Origin of the sequence: Trichocoleus sp. FACHB-591, from assembly GCF_014695845.1 — a bacterium.
Classification (GTDB): Bacteria; Cyanobacteriota; Cyanobacteriia; order FACHB-46; family FACHB-46; genus Trichocoleus.
This window is the reverse complement of record NZ_JACJPA010000096.1, coordinates 214,457-234,987: the sequence shown is the minus strand read 5'-3', so window position 1 is coordinate 234,987 and position 20,531 is coordinate 214,457. Positions and strand designations below refer to the sequence as shown.

Below are 20,531 nucleotides of genomic sequence, written 5' to 3'. Positions count from 1 at the left end.
CTTCCTTCTAACTCCTCACTCCTCTCTCCTCACCCTCCTTAAGCTCCCATCCCCGAATACTGCTTCAGTCCTTGTCTCCAGAGCCAACGATTCAGCCCTAAAAACAGCAAACCCCAGCCTGCCATGACTAAAAATCCTTGACCGAAATTCACTGGAAGTCCCACGAGTAAGCTGGCAGGAAAGTGAACCATGTAAGGAAACGGCGTCCACAGAACCACGTTGCGAACTGCGGGCGGAAACATCTCTAGCGGTGCTACCAAACCGGATAAAAAGAGATAAAGCAAAAACCAGAACTGCTCGATCGCACTGGCTCGTTCGATCCAAAAGGCAAATAAAGCAAAGGTATGCTGAATCAGAAAACGCAGAGCAAAGGCGATCGCAGTCGCTAAGCTAAACAACAAAATATTGCTTACGGGTGGAATCCAGGCCGCTTGCGGATAGAGCAGGAAAAATAAAATAATTAGCCCACCGACAAAGGGCAAACGCGCCAATCTTTCGGATACGTGAGCAGTGACATGATGCCAAACCGGATCAAGCGGCTGCAAGAGTCGGGGTGACAGCTTGCCTTCCACCACTTCTTTCTCAAACTCCCAAATCACCCAAACGACCGTGATCTGCCGCACGATAAACACGGCCAAAAAATAGCGCACAAAATCGATAGGAGACAAGCTCAACTGTCCGCCTTGAGCTGCTTGAATCCAAACTCCCATCAATATCAGGGGCAAGGAACCCGACAAAGCCCACAACAGCAGCTCCGCTCGGTACTCCAACATATAAGCGTAGTAAACCGAGAGCAAAGCTTGAGTAATTTTCCAGGCTCTCCTCATACCGCCACTCCTGCCCGGAACAACTGACCGATCACTTCTTCGATCGGAGGGTCTGTCACCGCTAGATCTACCACCTCTAGTTCCGCGAGAATCCGAGCCACTGTACGGGTTAAAGACTCTTGAGGTACGACGAATCGCACCATGCGGCCATCCACCGCTTCGATGTCCCCGTAACTCAACAACTCCGCTTTGGACTTGGGTTGAGCCAATTCCACTTTGACTTCACGGCAAGGGGCAAAGCGTTCCGACAGCCCTTCTAAGCTACCGTCGTAAATCAACTGTCCCTGATGAATCACCAACACCCGCTTACACAGCGCTGTGATGTCTGCCATGTAGTGACTGGTCAGCAGCACAGTGGCTCCATAGCGCTGATTATATTCCCGCAAAAAGTCCCGTACACTCACCTGAGCGTTGACATCCAAGCCTAAAGTGGGTTCGTCTAAAAACAAAACTTGAGGATGGTGGAGCAAAGCTGCCAGAAGTTCGGCTTTCATCCGTTCACCAAGAGACAGCTTCCGGACAGGTTGGGTTAGCTTGGCTTGCAGAGACAACATCTCGGCTAATTCGCCAATCCGATACTGGAGTTCTTTGTCCGAAATGCCATAAACCGCAGCATTGATCCGCAGAGAATCCAGCGCTGGCAAGTCCCAGATCAGTTGTTGCTTTTGACCCATGACTAGCGTGATGTTTTGCAGAAAGCTGGCCTCACGCCGAAACGGTACCTGCCCCGCCACCCGAACTTGCCCCGATGAAGGGTGAATTAGCCCGGTGAGCATTTTGAGTGTGGTAGTTTTGCCAGCACCGTTAGCTCCCAAAAAACCAACCACTTCACCCGCTTCTATCTGAAACGAAACTTGCTGTACTGCTTGCACCAAGCGGTAGTTACGCCGCACGAAGTGAAGCAATGTCCCCTTCAGACCTGGCTCTTTGACCGCTACAGGATAGACCTTGCTCAGGTCTTCAGCCACGATGATAGACATACCCGATTCAATACCCGAAGGAACGCCTTTCCCCATTGTGCCTTGGACACGGAAGTGCGATCGCCCTACCTCTGGCTTAACCTCTAGCAGCTACCTTCTGATTTTTCTTTCTGGCTAGGGAACTCTATAAGCATCCTCATTCGCCATTTCTCAATCTACCTAGCACCATGTTGCAACTCATTCGCCCAACGGCAGTCTCACTGATTTTGGCTTTAGGGTTTGCTGCTCCTAGCTTTGCGAATCCATCGCCAACCAAGCAATTTGGGTATCCGCTGGCAAAACCTAGCAGGGAACCGAGCTTAGCTTGCTACATGAAGACTGATTCGGGGCGGTTGATCAACTTAGACGTGTTTTGTGTGACGGGAGGCCAAGAACCAGAACTGGGTACTGGCGATATTCAAGCCACATTGCGCTGGGAAACGGTGGATGACTTAGACTTGGCCGTTACCGACCCTAGCGGTCAGACCGTGTTCTACAAAAATCCTCGTATTCGTTCCGGGGGACAGCAGGATGTGGATGCCAATGCTGACTGCATCAAGCCTGTCGCCAAACCCGTTGAAAATATTTTTTGGCCCACAGGTGGGTCGCCAGCAGGTAAGTACACAGTTGAGGCACGGTTATATCGGCGCTGTGCGGCTTCGGGGCCAGTTCCCTTTACCTTAACCGTGCTAGTCCAGGGAGAGACCAAAGAGCTGACTGGCTCTGTCGATGACACTAAGGCCGCTGTGCGGTTCCCGTTTACGGTGGTGCGATAAGGAAACACGATCGCCAAATATCTCAACTAGATTTGCGGGTGAAGCGGTAGCAATGAGCTTGAATAAAGGCCGTTGCTGCCTCACCACTCATAGGCTTGGCAAACAAATAACCTTGTCCCGCTTCACACTTTAAGGCTTTGAGTTGAGCTAACTGCTTCGCTGTTTCCACACCTTCGGCAATTACATCCATCCCTAGGTTCCAGGCTAGGATAACAATGGTGCGAATGATAGCTAACTTCTCGGCATCTGTATCCACACTCGTTACAAACGAGCGATCGATTTTTAAGGTGTCAATGGGAAAGTGATGCAGATAGGCTAACGAGGAATAACCTGTCCCGAAATCGTCAATTGATAACCGAATTCCTAGGGCTTGCAGCTGTAAAAAGAGGGCTGTGGTCGCTTCAGGATTCTGCATGAGCACGCTCTCGGTAATTTCTAATTTCAAGTTGCGAGGGCTCAAACCCGTTGCTGTCAGAATTTGACGAATCCGTTCTACTAGATCAGGTTGGGCAATTTGCTTCCCAGAGAGATTCACGCTCATTGTCCAAGTCGCTGTCGTGGGAAATTGCAGTTGCCAAGACCGCATCTGCTGGCAAGCGGCTTCCAGTACCCACCATCCGATGGGCACAATTAAGTTCGTTTCTTCAGCGACCGGAATAAATTCCGCTGGAGAGATGAGGCCTCTGGTAGCATGCTGCCAACGGACTAAAGCTTCAAATCCAATCACTTTGCTGTTTCGCAGCGAAACAATTGGTTGGTAATGCACTAGAAATTCTTGCCGCTGAATCGCTCGTCGCAGGTCGTTTTCGAGTTGCAGCAGTGTGACAGCGTGATCATGCATGGCTAAAGTAAAGACTTCGTACCGAGCTTTGCCCAAAGCTTTGGCACGATACATGGCTGTGTCTGCATCTCGCAGCAGGTTATCTGGCTTTTCGTAATCAATGGTGCTGAGAGCGATGCCAATACTAATGGTGGTAAACACCTCATGGCCGTTGAGCATAAAGGGCATCTTGATGGCTTCTTGAATCTGCCTTGCTACGCAGGTCGCATCATTGATGTCTTGAATGTGCTCTAGTAGAATCGCAAACTCATCTCCAGCCAGGTGAGCTAGCGTGTCGCCTATACGTAAGCAAGCTTGCAATCGTTGGGCGACTTCAACCAGCAACTGGTCGCCGAATAAATGTCCCAGACTGTCATTCACCACTTTAAAGCGGTCTAGGTCGAGAAAAAGAACGGCAAAGCAACCATCAGATTGGCGGCTGACTTTGGCGGCTGCTTGGTGCAGGCGATCGCTAAAGAAAGCGCGATTCGGTAAGCCAGTCAAGCCATCAAAAAAAGCACTTTGCAGCAGTTGCTTCTCAACCTGCGTGCGTTCTGTAATATCCTGCACGAAAGAAATGGCCCCAAGCACCTGCCCTTGGGAGTCTAGTAGCGGCGCATTGAACCACTCACAAATAATCGTTCTGCCATCTTGCGCCACATTCTCGTTGATGCTGCGAGTGCCCCCGCGTTGGTTGATTAAGTCATGCCAAACTTGATTGGCATAAGCCTTGATGTGGCTAGGGACGATTAAAGCTGCTTGCCGACCGATCGCTTCCTGAGGGCGGTAACCAAAGACTTGAGTCGCACTGTGATTCCAGTGAGTGATCTCACCATGTATATTCCAGGCGATCGCGGCGAGAGGAGCTTGCTGAAACGGTTGCCACTCGTCTGGATGCCACTCGTCTAAAATGGTTGGGGTTTGAGGTGATGGGTTAGTTGGAACACGGGCGATCGCCGTAGCTACCCTAGCGCTCAGCCAACGTGCGCTAGCAGCCAAGAAAGTCAACCCAGTCGCAAGAGCAACTAAGCGCCCACCAGACGAACTGAGCAGGGTCTCAGGGAAATAAAGCATGAATCCAGACGCTAAGCAACTTTAGGAGGTCAGCTCCGCAGCTTTAGTACCATCGTTTCACCGCTGCTAGGCTGACAACAACAGCGTTTGCTGCGAAATATGGCCGTATTCTGGCTGAAATCAGAGGCTTAGCTGGATGAGGGGTTTAACTAGCTGTGGCGCGATCGATCGCCGTGATGTCTGCTGCTGACAGTTGCACCTCAATTGCTTGTACAGAGTTTTCGATGCTAGAAGGTTTGCTCGCGCCAGGAATGGGAACGACACAGGGAGACTTAGCGCGTAGCCAAGCCAACACGATGCAGTAAACAGAAGAGTTGTGGGACTGAGAGAGTTGGGCGATCGCCGGAATATCTTGCAATTTCCCAAATCGCCGACTACCGCCTAAAGGACTCCAGGGGATAAAGGTGAGATGCTCTTGCTCGCAGTACTCCAAAACCCCATCCGTCTCTGGTTGGCGATACCAGGGGTTGTACTGGTTCTGCACCGAGACTACATCTACTACCTGGCGGGCTTGTTTGATTTGCTCCACCGAGAAGTTGGAAACTCCCACAAAACGGATCAAACCTTGCTCTACCGCTTCCTTGACAGGCGTGAGTGACGCTTCAATGGTGTAGTTCGGGTCAGGAGCGTGGTACTGCCAGAGGTCGATCGGTTGCTCACTCCCTAACGCCTCAAAACTGACTCGAATCGTCTCTCGCAGGTGCTCTGGGTTGCCATTACGAGTCCAAGACCCATTGGGGCGCATCAAGCCACCCTTTGTCGCAACTTTGACGTGACTTTTCTCGCCGTCATACTGCTGGAGCGCTTTGTGAATCAGCCGTTCATTATGATGCTTATCAGATTCATCTTTGCAGTAAGAGTCTGCCGTATCGATGAGGGTCACGCCCAGATCTAAGGCTCGATGAATGGTAGCAATGGCTTGCGTTTCAGCGGGGCGATCGCTCAAGGACATCGGCATGCCACCTAAGCCGATCGCACTAATCGTAATACCTGTATTGCCCAGCCGTTTGGTTTCCACGCTTTGCTCCTACTATCTACTCCAGCTTTGGCTATCCTGATGGGCTACCCTGAAACACTCTGATTCACAGCAGCGCCTTCCCAACAAAGCCACCTCTCAGCCTAAATAAAATTCCGTGAAGCTGGCTCTGTCTAACGAAGGGAAGACAGGCGGTGATCCGCCCAAAACTAAGTTGGGTAAATTACCGTCTCTAGGGGCTCGGTTTCAGTTGCTTCAAAGCTTTGTTCTTGTAGAGACTGCCAGCCCGCCTGCCACATCGCACGATTTTTGAGTTGTTTAGCATTGAGCCAAAAGCGAACATTGGGGTCACAGGCCGCTACCATTTCCGCAAAGACCCATTGACCTTCATTTTTACGATTCACGACTTGAAAATGCCGCCATCCCATTTGGGTTTGTCGGGCTGTCCACTTGGAGCCAACTAGATAAGGAAACTTTTGCTTTTTGGACATAACCGACTTCAAAGCGCTGATATTGCAACTCATCCTCTAAATTCAGTGTGACACCTTGTGAACCTAGAAGCAGAAGGTGCCGTATAGCAATCAAGCGCTAAACCTGACAACTCAGACCTTTCGAGCAATATGGAATGCGGAAAGATAGGAAGTTAGCAGACTACCATCGCAGGTTTCTTCTAGCACTGCCTGTAGATCTGTAAATAAAGCATCCCGCTGCTGTGGTTCCAAAGCAATGTACGGGGATAAGGTACTCAAAAGCATCAGGTAGTTGTCAATGCTGTAGGTGACTTCGGAAATTAGCTGTTCAGACACTAAGTGCTGAAATTGCCCTGAGTCAATCACCAATTGAGCAATTTGGTTCAAGTTCTGCGCATGGAAGGCATGGTCTTCATAAACTGCTAGAGACGGAGCATGAATTCGATAAACCGCCTCTAATACTTGAGAAATTTCGTGGCTGGGCTGGGGAGGTGTGTTCCACAACAAAATTAGAGCCCCGCGATCGCGCAGCGCAGCAGCAGACTTGACATGTCTAATTTCAGGATCAATCCAGTGGAAAGAAGTCGCGGCCAGAACCGCATGGAACTCCTGAGCCTCTAATGGCCATTCTTCAAAGGAGGTATTGTGAACCTCAATGTTTGGATAGGCTGCACAGTGTTGCTGAGTTAACTGACAAGCAGCTTGGCTTGGCTCCAGACAAACCATTGAGTAGCCTAGCTGAGCGAATGGCCTAGTTGCGATGCCAGGACCACACCCCAATTCCAAAATATTGGCATCAGCGGGAAGTTGCGCCAACTCTACGACTCGCCGAATTAGAGCTTGGGGATACCGTGGCCTGGCTTGGTCGTAAGCCTGGGCGACTCCGCCATACCAACTTTTTCTTTGGGTAAGATCGTTGCGATACCAATCTTGGTGAGGCCAAGGTTGCGAGTTTTCTAGATCTTGCATGGTTTTTGAACTGGGCGGCATAAGTACCTAGCTACAGGATAAAATGAACAAGCAGGTGAGAGATTTAAGCAGTTTCTCTACCAAAGTAAGGGCGCGATCGCAGCCACACATGTGGTGGAGTGAGTCACAATAGGACTTTGAGCGGGGTAAAGCATAAAACTTATGGCACTTATCGCAAATGGCGGCAAACTAATTCGCGATTTAGAAAAGTCAGGCTCTTTGGGGTTCTATGTACCCTTGGAAGGTGGTTTTGAAGGCCGCTATCAGCGACGTTTACGGGCTGCTGGCTATGTGACGGTGCATATGAGTGCGAAAGGGTTAGGCGACCTGGGAAGTTACCTGACTGGAGTTCATGGTATTCGTCCCCCTCACCTAGGCAAAAAAGATATTCGAGTTTACTTTGCGCCGCCAGTTATCAACTATCACCTAGAAAACCTGCCCACTCATGCCAAAGGTTTGGTGCTGTGGTTGATTGAAGGTCATATTCTGTCACGCCAAGAAGTAGAATTTCTGACCCTGCTGCCAACCCTGGAACCGCGAGTCAAGATAGTCGTAGAGCGCGGCGGCGATCGCGTTTGTCGCTGGCAGCCTTTACAAGAAACATTGATTCCGGCTTAAGCTGGCTCGGTGTTTAACTCCAGCACCAGTTCATCTACTTGTTTTTAGCAACCAATTTTTAGCAATTAGTTTTTAGCCAACTGACTAATTGCTAATTTTCGCGTCTTTACCCGTGACGCTGCGAGGTTTCATCCTCTAGACTGGACGAAAAACACGGATGCATTGAGGTTTACGTCGTGAAAGATCGGGACTATACGCTCATCGTGGATAAAAGTGGCAGTATGTCCACTCCAGATCAGAGAGGTGGCCGCAGTCGTTGGATGGAAGTACAAGAGTCTACTTTGGCGCTGGCCCGCAAGTGTGAGCAGTTTGACCCGGATGGCATCACGGTTTACCTGTTCTCAGGCCGCTTCAAGCGCTATGACGATGTGACTTCAGCCAAAGTAGAACAGCTCTTTCAAGAGAACGACCCCGCCGGAACCACCAACTTGGCGGCAGTGCTACAAGATGCCACCAATTATTACTTTCAGCGCAAAGCCGCTGGAAAAACAAAGCCCGCTGGCGAAACTATTTTGGTGATCACAGATGGGGAACCGGACGATCGCCGTGCGGTTATGGAGGTGATTGTTGATGCCTCCCGCAAAATGGAGCGAGATGAAGAATTAGCCATTTCGTTCATTCAAATTGGTGCTGATCCCCAAGCCACCAAATTTCTTCAAGCTTTAGACGAGCAACTCGCAGGGGTGGGCGCGAAGTTTGATATTTGTGATGCGATTACCTTTGCCGATATTGAGGAGATGAGTTTGAGCGAAGTTTTGCTCAATGCCATTAATGACTAGAAGTGCAGAACGATATGGACTCGATCGAACGGTTACTCGCACAAGTCAAAGCTCAATACAGCGAAGCACCTGCACCGCCAGCCTCACCATCCCCGTTACCACCTAGCTCTCCTCCAGCAAAGCCAACTTCTGGGCGGCAGCTAGACCCGCTTGATAGCTTGTTGGCAGAAGTCAAAGGCCAGTACGAGGTGCAGGACGCGATCGCACAGGAAGCTCGACAACAGCAATTAGTGGCGGAACAACAGCGTCAAGCTCAAGCGCAACAAGCCCGTCGAACTGCTTTGGCTCGCACTGCCCAAGATTGGTTAAAGAATTTAGATCCGTTGTCCACGGAAGGGCTTTGGTTTAACCAATTTGCTGAGCAATACCCTTCTAAGCTGGAAGCCGCGATCGATTATTTAGCCGCTTTAGAAGCAGATTAGTAGTTTGTTAACAAACGGTAATCACACTGCATCTGCCTTTGAGGATGCTGGATGGCGATCGTCAGGCAAACCGCTACCAGATTTGGCGTGAGTTGGCGGCGAAGTATCTCTTAAGGCAGCAGATGTGGTGAACGAGCAAGAGCCAGGCAATCCCTCACCCGATTGCAAACAGCCCCCAACCTAGCGGCAGGGGATCAAATTTTGTCTAGAGCCTCGTCATTTTTCAGCGAGAGCATTAGCATGAAGGTGTGACTAATTTTGACCATCCCTTACGTTCTCTAAGGGAGGGACGCTGGTTTAAATTAATTTGCGGAGCCAGTTTCCAACATCTCCCTGCCGTCCGAAACTTAACTTTAGCCTACGCGTTGGCTGGTGCTGATTGTATTGATGTCGCCGCAGACCCAGCGGTAATCGCGATCGCCCAAGCAGCTTTAGACACAGCGGACGACATTGCGATCGCCTCTCAGCATCCTTCTTTAGCTTGGCAGGGCCGCCCGTGGTTAATGGTGAGCCTAAATGACGGTGAAGATCCCCATTTCCGCAAAGCAGAATTTAACCCAGCTTTATGTCCTTCCGACTGTCCTCGGCCTTGCGAAACGATTTGCCCCGCGCAAGCAATTGTCTTTGAGCAACCACAGCAAAACCAACCGGAGCAATTTTCTGGAGTTATAGATGCCCGTTGCTATGGTTGCGGACGGTGTTTACCCATTTGTCCGATTCAGCAAATTACGACTCGCTCCCATGTGTTTACTCCGGAAGCGATCGCCCCTCTAGTACTGCAAGCGGGCGTAGATGCTCTGGAGATTCACACCCAAGTAGGGCGGCTAGCTGATTTCCAGCGACTTTGGCAGGCGATCGCTCCTTGGGCGGGACAACTCAAATTACTAGCGATTAGTTGTCCGGATGGCGATGGCCTAATTGACTACCTCTGGTCAATTTATCAAACGGTTTCGCCGCTAGCCTGTGCTTTAGTTTGGCAAACAGATGGTCGGCCCATGAGTGGTGATATTGGAGACGGTGCGACCCGTGCCGCCGTCAAGTTAGGCCAAAAAGTGTTGGCAGCCAACTTGCCAGGATTTGTGCAGTTAGCAGGAGGAACTAACCGTCATACCGTCGAGAAGCTAAACAGCTTAGGGCTTCTAGCTTCCCCAAGCCTACAGAAATACATTGCTGGAGTGGCCTATGGTAGTTACGCACGAGTGTTGTTGTCTCCAATTTTGGAGCAGCTAGAAAGTTTGTCCCTGCCTATCTCTGGACCATCTTCTGAAGCGATCGCTTTAGCCGAAGCACCATTGCGCCCAATTCAATCAGTGCAATCCCTGCCCCTGGAAAGCCAACCGCACCTACTTTGGCCCGCAGTTGATTTAGCGCACTCCTTGGTGAGCCAAATCAAGACACCGTCCGCTCTCAATCAACCTTTGCTTTCCTAAGCGCCTGCTGTTAATTCAACTTTTTTAATCACTATGGTGAGTCTGAACGAGACAAATTCTTTTGACAATCAGGAAAGTGTGCCGGGTCCAGGAGACCCGCTCTTAGCTGCATCGAGCCAACAGAAACAGCAGCCCGCATCAGATCTAGATATGACAGCAGACATGGCAGCGATCGAGCCTGAAAACGTCACGATGAACAACATGCAAATTACAGACGATCTCAGTAAATTGCTAGATATATTGCCAAGTGAGATCCGCCAGCGCTTAGAGCAGCATCCCGACCAAGAGAGCTTGGTTGAGGTGGTGATGGATATAGGCCGCCGTCCAGAAGCACGTTTTCCAGGCAAAGCAGAGTACTTGTCAGAAACACCCGTCTCGCAAACTGACCTCCAGTACTCGATTGAGCGGGTAGGAAACTTTGGGGGAGACAATCGCGCGGGGATTGAACGAACTCTGCACCGAATTAGCGCCATTCGCAATCGGCGAGGCGAAGTCATTGGTCTGACCTGCCGAGTCGGGCGAGCCATCTTCGGCACCATTGGCATGATTCGAGATTTGGTAGAAAGTGGCCGTTCCATATTGATGCTGGGACGACCCGGAGTTGGCAAAACCACTGCACTCCGCGAAATTGCAAGGGTTTTGGCAGATGAACTAGAAAAACGAGTGGTCATCATTGACACCTCAAATGAAATTGCAGGTGATGGAGATGTACCTCACCCCGCGATCGGACGAGCACGGCGGATGCAAGTAGCTCGACCCGAATTGCAACACCAAGTGATGATTGAGGCAGTGGAAAACCACATGCCAGAAGTCATTGTGATTGATGAAATTGGTACAGAACTAGAAGCTCTGGCTGCCCGCACGATCGCAGAACGGGGTGTGCAACTGGTGGGCACCGCTCACGGCAACCGGATTGAAAACTTGATTAAAAACCCCACATTGTCTGATCTGGTAGGTGGTATCCAGTCAGTCACATTGGGCGACGAGGAAGCCAGACGGCGAGGCAGCCAGAAAAGTGTTCTAGAGCGCAAAGCGCCACCGACCTTCGACATTGCAGTAGAGATGTTGGAGCGGCAAAAGTGGGTGGTGCATGAGCATGTTGCCGAGACTGTGGACAGTTTGCTGCGGGGTCGCCAGCCCAACCCTCAGACCAGAACGGTGAACGAAGCGGGCGCAGTAGTGATTACCCACGAATTGCCTAATGCGATCGCAGAAACTCCATTGCCCCCCAATCGCTTTGCTGCGGCTGCGAAAGGGGCCGTGGGCTGGCGGGCTTCAGGACAAATGACGCCGCTGCCAAGTCCTAGTTTTGGCGAAAAGAGTTTCTCGGCTAGACGCTCAGCTTTGACCAACCGATTAGACAATTCTCCGGCGGCTCAGGAGTTTGAGCAATTACTAGATGCCTCTTGGCCCCAAGGCAGCCTTGGTATTAGTAGCAGCAGTTCAGATTTTGTCAGTGAGATCTCCACTCGTACCACAGGCCCTAATGGTGAAGATCTGCCCTTGCATGTCTATCCTTATGGCATCAGTCGGCATCAACTCGACCAAGTGATTCAAACTCTGAATCTACCTGTCGTGCTGACAAAAGATATTGACAGCGCCGATGCCGTTTTAGCGTTGCGATCGCATGTCAAAAACCATGCCAAGCTGAGAAGTATGGCCAAGAGCCGCCATGTGCCGATCCATACAATCAAAGCCAACACGGTGCCGCAGATTGTTCGCTCTCTCCGTCGCCTATTGGATATGGATGATCCGGCGGTGCCTGAAGCCTCTGATCTAAGTCTGTTTTACCGTGATGGTGATGAAGACGAAATTGAGGCGCTAGAGGAAGCCAGACTTGCAGTTGAGCAAATCGTGATTCCTAAAGGCCAGCCAGTCGAGTTGTTGCCGCGATCGTCCAAAGTGCGGAAGATGCAACATGAGTTGGCAGAGCACTATCATCTCAAGTCTTCTAGCTTTGGAGAGGAACCGAATCGGCGCTTGCGGATCTATCCCGCATAAAACTGATGCAGTTAGTAGACAACAACAGGTAACAGCCGTTCTACATTGATGTAAAACACCACGCTGCTATCGGGGACTGGGATCAGCTTTTCGATCGCTGGGGATAAACGGCCCTGACGGTACCCCATTGGCAGCGTTGCTAGTTTGCTCAGGTCAGCCTCCAAAATGGTGGGCATTTCGGAAGTGGGAATGCCTAAAAGTTCACCATTATCTAGCAGACAGATAACTAAGAATTGTGAGGGTGCGATCGCCTGCTGGCTCAGGAACAGGGTAGCGCTATCAATTAAGGTGATAATGCCCTGATTGTGCATGACCAAACTTTGGCCTGTTTCTAGCGCTCCGTAAGCCGTAAAGTTGTTCAAGACAGACTGAACCTGGCGCATGGGAATGGCATATTGCTCACTGCCAAATCGCAACGCAATCAGTTTTTCGGTTAAGTTAGGAGCCTGGCTGGGAACCTGCTTCTGGAACCTGCGGTGATAAGGAGTAGGTGGCATAGCAATATCAGGACTTCAAAGGGCTATCCGGCTAGCGGCTAAAAGTTGGGCGAGCACTTCTAGAACTTGGGCTTCGTTGTAGGGTTTAGTGAAGTAGTGAGCCGCGCCTAACTCCTGCGCCAACTTTCTATGTTTGGCTCCGCTGCGAGAAGTCAACATCGCGACAGGAATGTGAGCAAATTGAGAATTGGATTTGAGCGATCGCAATAACTCAAAGCCATCCATCCGAGGCATCTCAATATCAGCAATAATGCAATCGCATTGCAGCCCTTGTTGGAGTTGTTCGATCGCATCTTGGCCATCTTTGGCTTGCGCTACTCGATACCGCGCCCGCGTTAGGGCCAAAGCCAGGAGTTGTCGGATCGTGTAGGAGTCGTCTACCACCAAAATTTGAGGTTGGGTCGCGGGCACCGGGGCTAGAATCTGTGGGCCTTTGTCGCTCATGGCGATCGCTTGGCTGGTTTGGTAGCTGAACTGTTCAACCAGGTCATCGATGTCTAAGATGACAGCTACTTGTCCATTTCCTAAGATGGTGCTGCCCACCACGCCTTTAGGTTTTGAAAGCGGCGCGGGAATTGGTTTAACTACAATTTCTTGCTGCCCCATCAGTCTTTCTACCGCGATCGCTACTACGCCCTCTCCAGCATTCAGGACCAAGATAGGAATCAAGTCCTGGGTCAGTGGATCTGGAGATGGTAAATCTGAGTCAGCCGGATGGTAGTGCAATAGATCTTGCAACCGCACCAACCGGATAAATTCACCACGCCAACGAATCATGGGCTGATTCCCAGCCATTTGTACCTGATCGCCCTGAATGTGCAGAATCTCCTCAATCGCGTCTAAGGGCACCGCCACTGTATTGTGATCAATCCGCACCATTAAGGCTTCGGCGATCGAAAGCATGAGTGGCAACTTCAAGATAAAGCTAGTTCCTTGCCCTGGGCGAGAATCAACTTTCACAGTGCCTCGGGCTTGCCGCAGGTTAGAGCGCACAATATCCAGTCCCACCCCTCGCCCAGAAAGATTTGTGACATCCTTGGTAGTGCTAAACCCTGGCCAAAATAGAAAATCGTACAACTCGGCGAGGGACAAATCTTGAACTTGTTCGGCAGGCACAAGACCTCTGGCAACAATTTGTTGACGAATGGCTTCCGGATCAATGCCTTTGCCATCATCCGTAACGGTAACAATAGTTTGACCGCCTTGTTGAAAAGCAGAAATTTCAATTTGACCACTAGGTGGCTTCCCAGCATTCACGCGAGCTTCAGGCAGTTCAATGCCGTGGTCAAGGGCGTTCCGTAATAACTGAACTAATGGCTCTCGCAACGCATCTAATAAGCTTTCATCAATTTTGGTGTCTCGGCCCACTAGCAGTAAGTTCACTTCTTTGTGATGGGTCAAGCACAGCTCTCGCAGGGCACGGGGTAAGTGATCGACCGCTCGGCTGAAGGGGACTACCCGTAATTGCATCACGCGCGATCGCAGTTGTTCGGTAATGCGGCGGAGTTGATCGGTACTTTGCTCAAAGGTAAAAACCAGAGCATCCAGTTTGTCAGCCGTTTGAGCCACCGTATGGGTAGTCTCAAGCACAGACTGAGCTTTGGAATTGAAACTCAGTGTATTGGTCTAGCTCTAAAGCGTCGAATGTCGATGGAGCAGAGCGGCGTGAGTTAGCGGGGCTAGGTGCCAAACCAGATGGCGCGATCGCAGTTTGCCAGTCAGCCACACTCAAACGATCATATTCTTCTCTAAGTTGGCCACCAAACTGGTGTAGCTCTGCCATACCTCGCCGAATGTGCTTGATTTCTGAGCGTAACTGTCCTCCTTGGACCTCCAAATTGGTGCGGTTAATTACCAGTTCTCCCACCAAATTCACCAGTTCCGTCAAGCGGTCCACTTCGATGCGAATCGTCGGACGTTGCCAGCTATTGAATGAAGTAGAGCCTGCACTAGGACTGGGTATGGGGGTAGCTGCCTCAGCAAAAACTGGAGTCTCTGCCTCAGTGTGGCCCAGGATAGGCACGGTTGGCTGAGCTAAGCGACTTTCCGCCAAGAGACTTGGCAGTTGCTCTGAGGACTGTGGTCGCTGGGACTGGCTGGGTTCAGCTCCGAACCGCTCGTGTAACAAATCATCGGGTTCAGCACGATGAGAGGGAACGGCGATCGCGGTTGCCTTCGGTAAAACCGTAATCGGCTGTCCATTTAAGATTTGCTGGCGAGCAGTCTGGAGATTTTGCGCGATCGCCCAGCCTTGCTGCTGGAATTGCTCAAAGGATAACTCTGGTGAACTGAGCAGCGCCTCCAACGTGTCGGCAACACGACCAAACTCAGGCAGTTGTAGCATACCTGCCACACCGGAGAGTTGGTAATAAATCTTAGACAGCACCTCCACCGCTGATGGGATCGTTTCAGGTCTAGCTTGAGATAACTCAGCTTCCAACTGATTCAGCACCGTCAAAATTTCGTGTTCAAAGATCGCCTTTATCACTTCATAGTTAGCAGGGGCATGCAGCGGCAAAAGAGCTGTATCTGGCACCTTGGGATAACGTGCTTCAAGCTGAGCTTTGATTTGAGCGATCGCCTGTAATTCAGCTAGAAATTCTGATTTACCCTGAAAGTTGCTGTTGGTGATGGTTTTGAGACAATCTACCCCCTGTAGCAAAGCTGTAATCGTCGGAGAGTCTAGTTGGGCCAGGTCAACGCGATCGCGCAGAATAGCAAAACAATCTTCTAGGCCATGCGCTGCTGTGGAGAGACCCTCAAAACCAAACATTAAGGCTGAACCCTTAATAGAATGGGCGGCTCGGAATAGCTCCTTAACAGCTTCTGAACGACAATAGGCTTGAGGATTGCACTCGATCGCTAACAAATTTGTTTCTAGAATCTGGAGAAATTCTTGGGCTTCGGCTATGAAACAACCGATCAACCTGTCTAAATCCTTTGCATTCATCGCCTAATCCCAATGGCTTACATACGAGGCACAACTAGGGCAAACGTGGGTACCCCCTGAGCCATTACTGCGATCGGAAATTAGCGACCGAGCTCTGCAGTTTGTTGACGACAACGGCTAATCCATCCAAGGCCACCGTGACGTTCTCTGCTTTTTCGGCAGTATTAGTAGAGATCTCACTCACCTCCTGAATAGTGCCAGAGATATCTTCAGCCGAAGTTATCTGCCGCTGAGCCGCCTTGGTAATGTTCTGCACCAAGCCATTAATTTCTCGACTAACGTCAATAATGGCGTTCAGATTAGTTTTGGCTTCGGAGGCTAATAGGGTTCCGTCTACTACCTGCTGCGTTCCTGCTTCCATCGCTGCCATAACTCGGCTGATTTCGTCTTGGATGGTGCTGACAATGTCAGAAATTTCCTCAGTGGCCGAAGCGGAACGTTCTGCGAGCTTGCGAACTTCTTCGGCTACGACCGCAAAGCCTTTGCCTTGCTCTCCTGCTCGCGCTGCCTCAATCGTGGCATTGAGGGCTAGGAGGTTGGTCTGGGAAGCAATCTGAGAAATAGAGGTAACAATCTTGCCGATTTGCTGCGAACCTTCTCCTAAGCGTTTCATCATTTTGGAGGTCTCAGAAATCGTGAGGCGGAGGTCATTAATGCCATCGACTGTGCGATCGACTGCTTCACCACCGATTTCTGCGGTTTGAGCAGCTTGTTTAGCCACATGCTCGGCTCGATTTGCCGCTTCAGCAACATCTTGGATGGAGTTCAGCAGTCGCTCAATTTGCCGCAGGGTACTTTCAATTTGAGAAGCTTGGGTCCGGGCTTGCTGGGCCAACTCATTCGTGTTGTTAATCGAGTCTGTAGTCGATTGATTCACCTGAATAGCCGCAGATTGAATATTCAGGACAACCTTGCGCAGCGAGCTGATCAGGTAGTTAAAGGAATCGGCCAGTGCTCCTAAAGAGTCATTGGTGACTTGAGCCTTGACGGTTAAATCCCCCTTCGCAGCGCCTTTAATCTCATTCAGCAGATTGACGACTTGTTGGGTGATCGCATCTGCTTCGAATTTACGCTCTTCAGCCTGTTTTTCCAGACGTTCCTCAGCCTGCTTGCGCTCAGTCACATCAAAGCGAATGCCGATATATTTGACGATTTTGCCGTCAGTATCAAAGATCGGCGCAATCGTGGAGTCAACCCAGTAGAACGCTCCATCTTTGCGCTTATTTTTAATTTCACCTTTCCAGACTCGACCACTGGAAATCAGGCTCCACATTTCAGTAAAAAAGGGTTTGGCATGATGGCTAGAATTGACAATCCGGTGATTCTGACCGAGTAGTTCTTCGCGACTATAGCCGGAGATCTCACAGAACTTGTCATTGATAAAGGTAATGTTTCCTTTGCGATCGGTTTCGCTCACAATAGCGGCTTCGTCTAAAACATTTTGCCGATTTTTAATTTCTTGAACTAGACTTACCTGTGCTAATGCCAAGGTTTGCAGGCGTTCTTCTGCTTGTTTGCGTTCTGTGACGTCAAAGCGTACTCCAATGTAGCCAGAGATATTACCTTTGCTATCAAACAGGGGCATAAGAGTGGAATCCACCCAATAGAAGGAGCCATCCTTGCGCTTATTTTTAATTTCGCCGCGCCATGTTTTGCCATTGGCAATAGTTGCCCAAAGCGCTGTAAAGAATTCTTTGGAATGCGTTCCAGAATTGACAATCCGATGATTTTGGCCTGACAGTTCTTCCCGACTGTAGCCGGAGATCTCAGAAAATTTTTGATTGGTGTAGGTAATGAGTCCTTGGCGATCGGTCACTGACACGATCGCGGAGGCATCTAAGGCTTTCTGTTGATTGCGTAATTCTGTAATTAACGTTTCTAGCCGACCGCCCATTGAGTTGACTTGATCGCCTAGCTCTTGCAGAAAGCTGGGGGCTTGAACATTAGAGATGCGAGCATCTAGCTTGCCTGCCGCCAAGTTCTGTACGGTCTGAGCGATCGCATGGACCTGTCGTTGCCATTGAGTTTGTTCTTTTTGCTGCCGCTGTGCTTGCTCTTGATTCTGCTGCACCAAGCCTTGGATTCGCTCTGCTAAGTGATTGACCCCAGCTCCTAGCGTGACAATTTCCTGGTTGCCTGCTGCGGGTACACGAGCGCTCAAATCTCCTTGGCTGATTTTTGTGGCGACAGCAGCGGCTGTCAATAAAGGATGAATCGTTTGCTGAGATAGGCTTGTGGCGATCGCGCCCGCGACTACTGTGATCAGTCCTGTTGCCACCGCTAATGTAATTAAACAGGATGGCTGCCCTGCGGTTGCATCAGGTTGGGTGGTGAAATAAGTAGTTGCTCCGATGGCTAACATTCCCAGCAACAATGTAGGCACAATGCTGAGACTTAGAACGGTAATCATGACTTTTCGGCCAAACGGCGGTGAGCCTAAAGGCTGCTCTGGCGAGTGATCGAACACCACAGGTTGAGAGGCAGTTGGCGCTGCAACGTAGTTGAGGTTGAGTAATCCTAGCTCGCGCGCCAAAATCAAGCGTTGTTCATCTGCTAGCAGTTCATCTCGGAGTCGGCTGGAGTTGATGCCTGAATCTGGAGCAGCGTGAGGTTCTGTCACTTCATCGGCAGGCTCGAAAACAGTCCGAGGCGGAGCCATAGGAATAGCACTGTAGGATGTAGCATGCTCAGAGGCATATATTGCCCTCTGGTAAGCACGGGCGAGCCAGTAGTGAAGATTGGCATCTTGCGGATTGTCTGCTTGTACTTGCTCCAGCAATGCGATCGCTTCTTGATAATGACCCGACTGAAGAGCACGAACACCAGCTTCTAAACTTGGATGAACAGACATGAGGGCAGCCTCTAGAAGAAATAAATAACCAGTAGACAGTAAACAGGCAGTCAACAAACAGGCAGTCAATAAGCAAAGGCTTACCAGTGCTGGGATTGAGCGATCGCTTCTGCATCTAAGATCATTAAGAAGCGGCCCTCGTAGTCATATAGCCCTTTGAGTACTGGAGCTAGCTCTGGGCTCACGTCCATAGCAGAAACAATTTGATCTAGATGGAGCGAGACAACTCCCTCAACCTGAGACACCGCTACGCCTACATGTAACGGCAGCAACTGCATATTTTGCGGATCAGGAATTTCTAGAACCAGAATTCGGCCCTGAGCTCGCTGCAATTCCACTACTCCGATGTTGCTCAAACCACCAAAATCTGCAACCACTAAAATTTCCCCTCGCAGGTTAGTTAAACCCAAAACAAAAGAGGCAGTATTAGGAACTGAAGCTAGTAATTGATCTTTTAAGAAGAGAACTTCACAGACTTTAGTCAGCTCGATCGCGAAATAGCTGTCTTTTTGACGAAACAAAAGAAACTGCTGAACGGTAGCAGGCGCAGCAATAGCAGGCACAGGAAGAACAGTCATTGCAAATAGCTACTCTGAATGATATTGAAACAATTAACCAAGCTTCAAAAATACAGAAGTTTCTATAGTGTCCGAGCAAAGATTTACCAAAGCTCGGAATTCACAAAAAGCGTTGCACAATGTTAAGCAATTGCCCTGAATCAAAAGGCTTAGTCACATAAGCATCTGCACCAATCTCCATACCCCAGATCTTGTCAATGTCAGTATTTTTTTGAGTACATATAATGATCGGGAGCTTCTTGGTTTTGTCATCTTCGCGCAATTCACGAATTACTTCAAAACCATTAATTCGCGGCATAATCACATCTAAGATTACGAGGTCAGGTAGCTCTTGCTCTTGTAGTTTTTTAATGGCTTCTTCACCATCGTGAGCCTGTACTACGTCAATGCCAGCACTCCGCAAAACACTAGAAATTCTCTCTAGTTCGCTATGTAGGTCATCAACCACTAATACTTTGCTCATTCTTCCACCTGTAATATTTCTGCACTGACTCAATCAGATTCAATCATTTCAAAGCTAGTAAAATCTATCATTTATTGATAATTTCCAAACAAAAGTAGCTCTGTTCCTAGAGTGCTGCTACTAAAATCTAATTTTTAAGCGAGTCAACCTCAATCAGCCTTTCAATAGTTTGGAGTAACTGACAGGCATTAAAAGGTTTAGTTAAGTATTCAGTTGCACCTGCTAGCCTACCTTGAACTTTGTCAAAGAGGCTATCCTTGGCCGTTATCATAATGATAGGTAGCTGATGGAATTGAGGTAAATTCCGAATCGTGCGACAGAGTTCTAAACCATCGATTTCTGGCATCAAAACATCTAGTAGCAAAATGGAAATTTGCTCATGATAAATTGCTGCCAGCGCATCAACTGCATTACTCAGCGCCAAAACTCGATATTTAGGTGATAAAGCTGTCTGGATTAAGTCTCGAATTACAGCACTATCATCTACTACTAGAACAGTATGTATCGAATCTGAAGAAGAGGATGGCATAAGTTCTGCATAACCATCACAATTGATGGGGCGATCGCTGTCAGTGGAATAGTATTTGTATATTAGAAAAGCTGGGTTTTCAGCTACAGCAAAATCAAAAAAAGACAGAACAGAAACTTAATCTTTGCTTAATCTTTGAGTTGTTCAAGCTGATGCCTGATTAGAAAGCTGCAAAATAAGTCAAATCTTAGTTTCTATCCTGTCTTGAGCTTCACTTCAACTAAAGTTATAAATTCCCTATTCAAACTTTAATTATCTCCTGCTTAACATATCTTAAAAATACGGCAACTTGGCTTGCAACTTAGCTTTACCCTAAGTTGAACTACTGACTAATACTGTAATAGCTGGTCTCTAAGTAGTAAAAACAGCAGTTGACTAAGCAGAAAAACAGAACTTAATTTGCTTAGAGTTAGCGATTGCACAAACTCTAAAAATGAATAGCAATCAGAGCTTCAGCTTTCAGTCATATTGCAGCTTATTCAATCAGAGCTTGATTGATAGATCACAAGTGCAAATATAAAGACAAATGTAAAGTGGCTGTG

At 49.3% G+C, this 20,531-nt stretch carries 19 protein-coding genes; 6 read left to right on the top strand and 13 right to left on the bottom strand.

What is annotated here, in order from left to right:
• Window positions 1-38: 38 nt before the first annotated feature.
• Together H6F90_RS19060 and H6F90_RS19055 are read right to left on the bottom strand one after the other, a co-directional pair.
• Complete coding sequence (locus H6F90_RS19060) at window positions 39-827, bottom strand: ABC-2 family transporter protein (RefSeq protein WP_190553852.1); 789 nt, start codon at window positions 825-827, stop codon at window positions 39-41.
• Window positions 824-1,807 (bottom strand): ATP-binding cassette domain-containing protein, encoded by a 984-nt coding sequence (locus H6F90_RS19055; protein ID WP_190432121.1) that lies wholly within the window; start codon window positions 1,805-1,807, stop codon window positions 824-826. Before H6F90_RS19055 ends, H6F90_RS19060 begins: the two co-directional genes overlap by 4 nt.
• Before the next feature lie 167 nt (window positions 1,808-1,974).
• On the opposite strand from H6F90_RS19055, the gene H6F90_RS19050 reads away from it, so the two are divergent.
• Window positions 1,975-2,562: a hypothetical protein gene (locus H6F90_RS19050; protein WP_190553851.1), complete on the top strand. Its 588-nt coding sequence runs from the start codon at window positions 1,975-1,977 to the stop codon at window positions 2,560-2,562.
• 22 nt (window positions 2,563-2,584) lie between these two features.
• Here H6F90_RS19050 and H6F90_RS19045 read toward each other — a convergent pair whose 3' ends face one another.
• From H6F90_RS19045 to H6F90_RS19030, 4 genes are all read right to left on the bottom strand, one after another.
• Entirely contained in the window at window positions 2,585-4,456 is a 1,872-nt protein-coding gene (locus H6F90_RS19045) for a bifunctional diguanylate cyclase/phosphodiesterase (protein ID WP_190553850.1), read from the bottom strand.
• Between the two features lie 145 nt (window positions 4,457-4,601).
• Entirely contained in the window at window positions 4,602-5,474 is an 873-nt protein-coding gene (locus tag H6F90_RS19040) for an aldo/keto reductase (protein ID WP_190553849.1), read from the bottom strand.
• Between the two features lie 167 nt (window positions 5,475-5,641).
• Window positions 5,642-5,923 (bottom strand): TIGR02450 family Trp-rich protein, encoded by a 282-nt coding sequence (locus tag H6F90_RS19035; RefSeq protein WP_190553848.1) that lies wholly within the window; start codon window positions 5,921-5,923, stop codon window positions 5,642-5,644.
• 111 nt (window positions 5,924-6,034) lie between these two features.
• Window positions 6,035-6,871, bottom strand: a complete 837-nt coding sequence (locus tag H6F90_RS19030) for a class I SAM-dependent methyltransferase (RefSeq protein ID WP_190553847.1) — start codon at window positions 6,869-6,871, stop codon at window positions 6,035-6,037.
• A 162-nt stretch (window positions 6,872-7,033) separates the two neighbouring features.
• On the opposite strand from H6F90_RS19030, the gene ndhN reads away from it, so the two are divergent.
• The 5 genes from ndhN (at window position 7,034) to H6F90_RS19005 (ending at window position 12,121) form a co-directional block, all read left to right on the top strand.
• Complete coding sequence (gene ndhN, locus H6F90_RS19025; protein WP_190432127.1) at window positions 7,034-7,489, top strand: NAD(P)H-quinone oxidoreductase subunit N; 456 nt, start codon at window positions 7,034-7,036, stop codon at window positions 7,487-7,489.
• Window positions 7,490-7,665: 176 nt separating this feature from the next.
• Entirely contained in the window at window positions 7,666-8,268 is a 603-nt protein-coding gene (locus H6F90_RS19020) for a VWA domain-containing protein (protein WP_190432128.1), read from the top strand.
• A 14-nt stretch (window positions 8,269-8,282) separates the two neighbouring features.
• On the top strand, window positions 8,283-8,690 hold the full coding sequence (locus H6F90_RS19015) for a salt stress protein, Slr1339 family (protein ID WP_190553846.1): 408 nt from the start codon (window positions 8,283-8,285) through the stop codon (window positions 8,688-8,690).
• Between the two features lie 248 nt (window positions 8,691-8,938).
• Window positions 8,939-10,120: a circadian clock protein LdpA gene (ldpA, locus tag H6F90_RS19010; RefSeq protein WP_190553845.1), complete on the top strand. Its 1,182-nt coding sequence runs from the start codon at window positions 8,939-8,941 to the stop codon at window positions 10,118-10,120.
• Between the two features lie 33 nt (window positions 10,121-10,153).
• A complete protein-coding gene (locus tag H6F90_RS19005; protein ID WP_370588054.1) occupies window positions 10,154-12,121 on the top strand; it encodes a R3H domain-containing nucleic acid-binding protein in 1,968 nt (655 codons plus the stop codon).
• An 11-nt stretch (window positions 12,122-12,132) separates the two neighbouring features.
• Here the strand turns inward: H6F90_RS19005 and H6F90_RS19000 are convergent, their stop codons facing one another.
• The 7 genes from H6F90_RS19000 to H6F90_RS18975 form a co-directional block, all read right to left on the bottom strand.
• Entirely contained in the window at window positions 12,133-12,618 is a 486-nt protein-coding gene (locus H6F90_RS19000) for a chemotaxis protein CheW (RefSeq protein WP_190553844.1), read from the bottom strand.
• 15 nt (window positions 12,619-12,633) lie between these two features.
• The gene (locus H6F90_RS30175) at window positions 12,634-14,208 is read right to left on the bottom strand and encodes a hybrid sensor histidine kinase/response regulator (RefSeq protein WP_199296019.1); all 1,575 of its coding nucleotides are present in this window, start codon (window positions 14,206-14,208) and stop codon (window positions 12,634-12,636) included.
• The gene (locus tag H6F90_RS30170) at window positions 14,201-15,568 is read right to left on the bottom strand and encodes an Hpt domain-containing protein (protein WP_199296018.1); all 1,368 of its coding nucleotides are present in this window, start codon (window positions 15,566-15,568) and stop codon (window positions 14,201-14,203) included. Before H6F90_RS30170 ends, H6F90_RS30175 begins: the two co-directional genes overlap by 8 nt.
• A gap of 64 nt (window positions 15,569-15,632) precedes the next feature.
• Window positions 15,633-18,419, bottom strand: coding sequence for a PAS domain S-box protein (locus tag H6F90_RS18990; RefSeq protein WP_190553843.1), 2,787 nt, complete (start codon window positions 18,417-18,419; stop codon window positions 15,633-15,635).
• 80 nt (window positions 18,420-18,499) lie between these two features.
• Complete coding sequence (locus tag H6F90_RS18985; RefSeq protein WP_190553842.1) at window positions 18,500-18,997, bottom strand: chemotaxis protein CheW; 498 nt, start codon at window positions 18,995-18,997, stop codon at window positions 18,500-18,502.
• A 100-nt stretch (window positions 18,998-19,097) separates the two neighbouring features.
• Window positions 19,098-19,460, bottom strand: coding sequence for a response regulator transcription factor (locus H6F90_RS18980; protein ID WP_190553841.1), 363 nt, complete (start codon window positions 19,458-19,460; stop codon window positions 19,098-19,100).
• Between the two features lie 127 nt (window positions 19,461-19,587).
• Window positions 19,588-19,989: a response regulator transcription factor gene (locus H6F90_RS18975; RefSeq protein ID WP_190553840.1), complete on the bottom strand. Its 402-nt coding sequence runs from the start codon at window positions 19,987-19,989 to the stop codon at window positions 19,588-19,590.
• Between the last annotated feature and the right edge of the window lie 542 nt (window positions 19,990-20,531).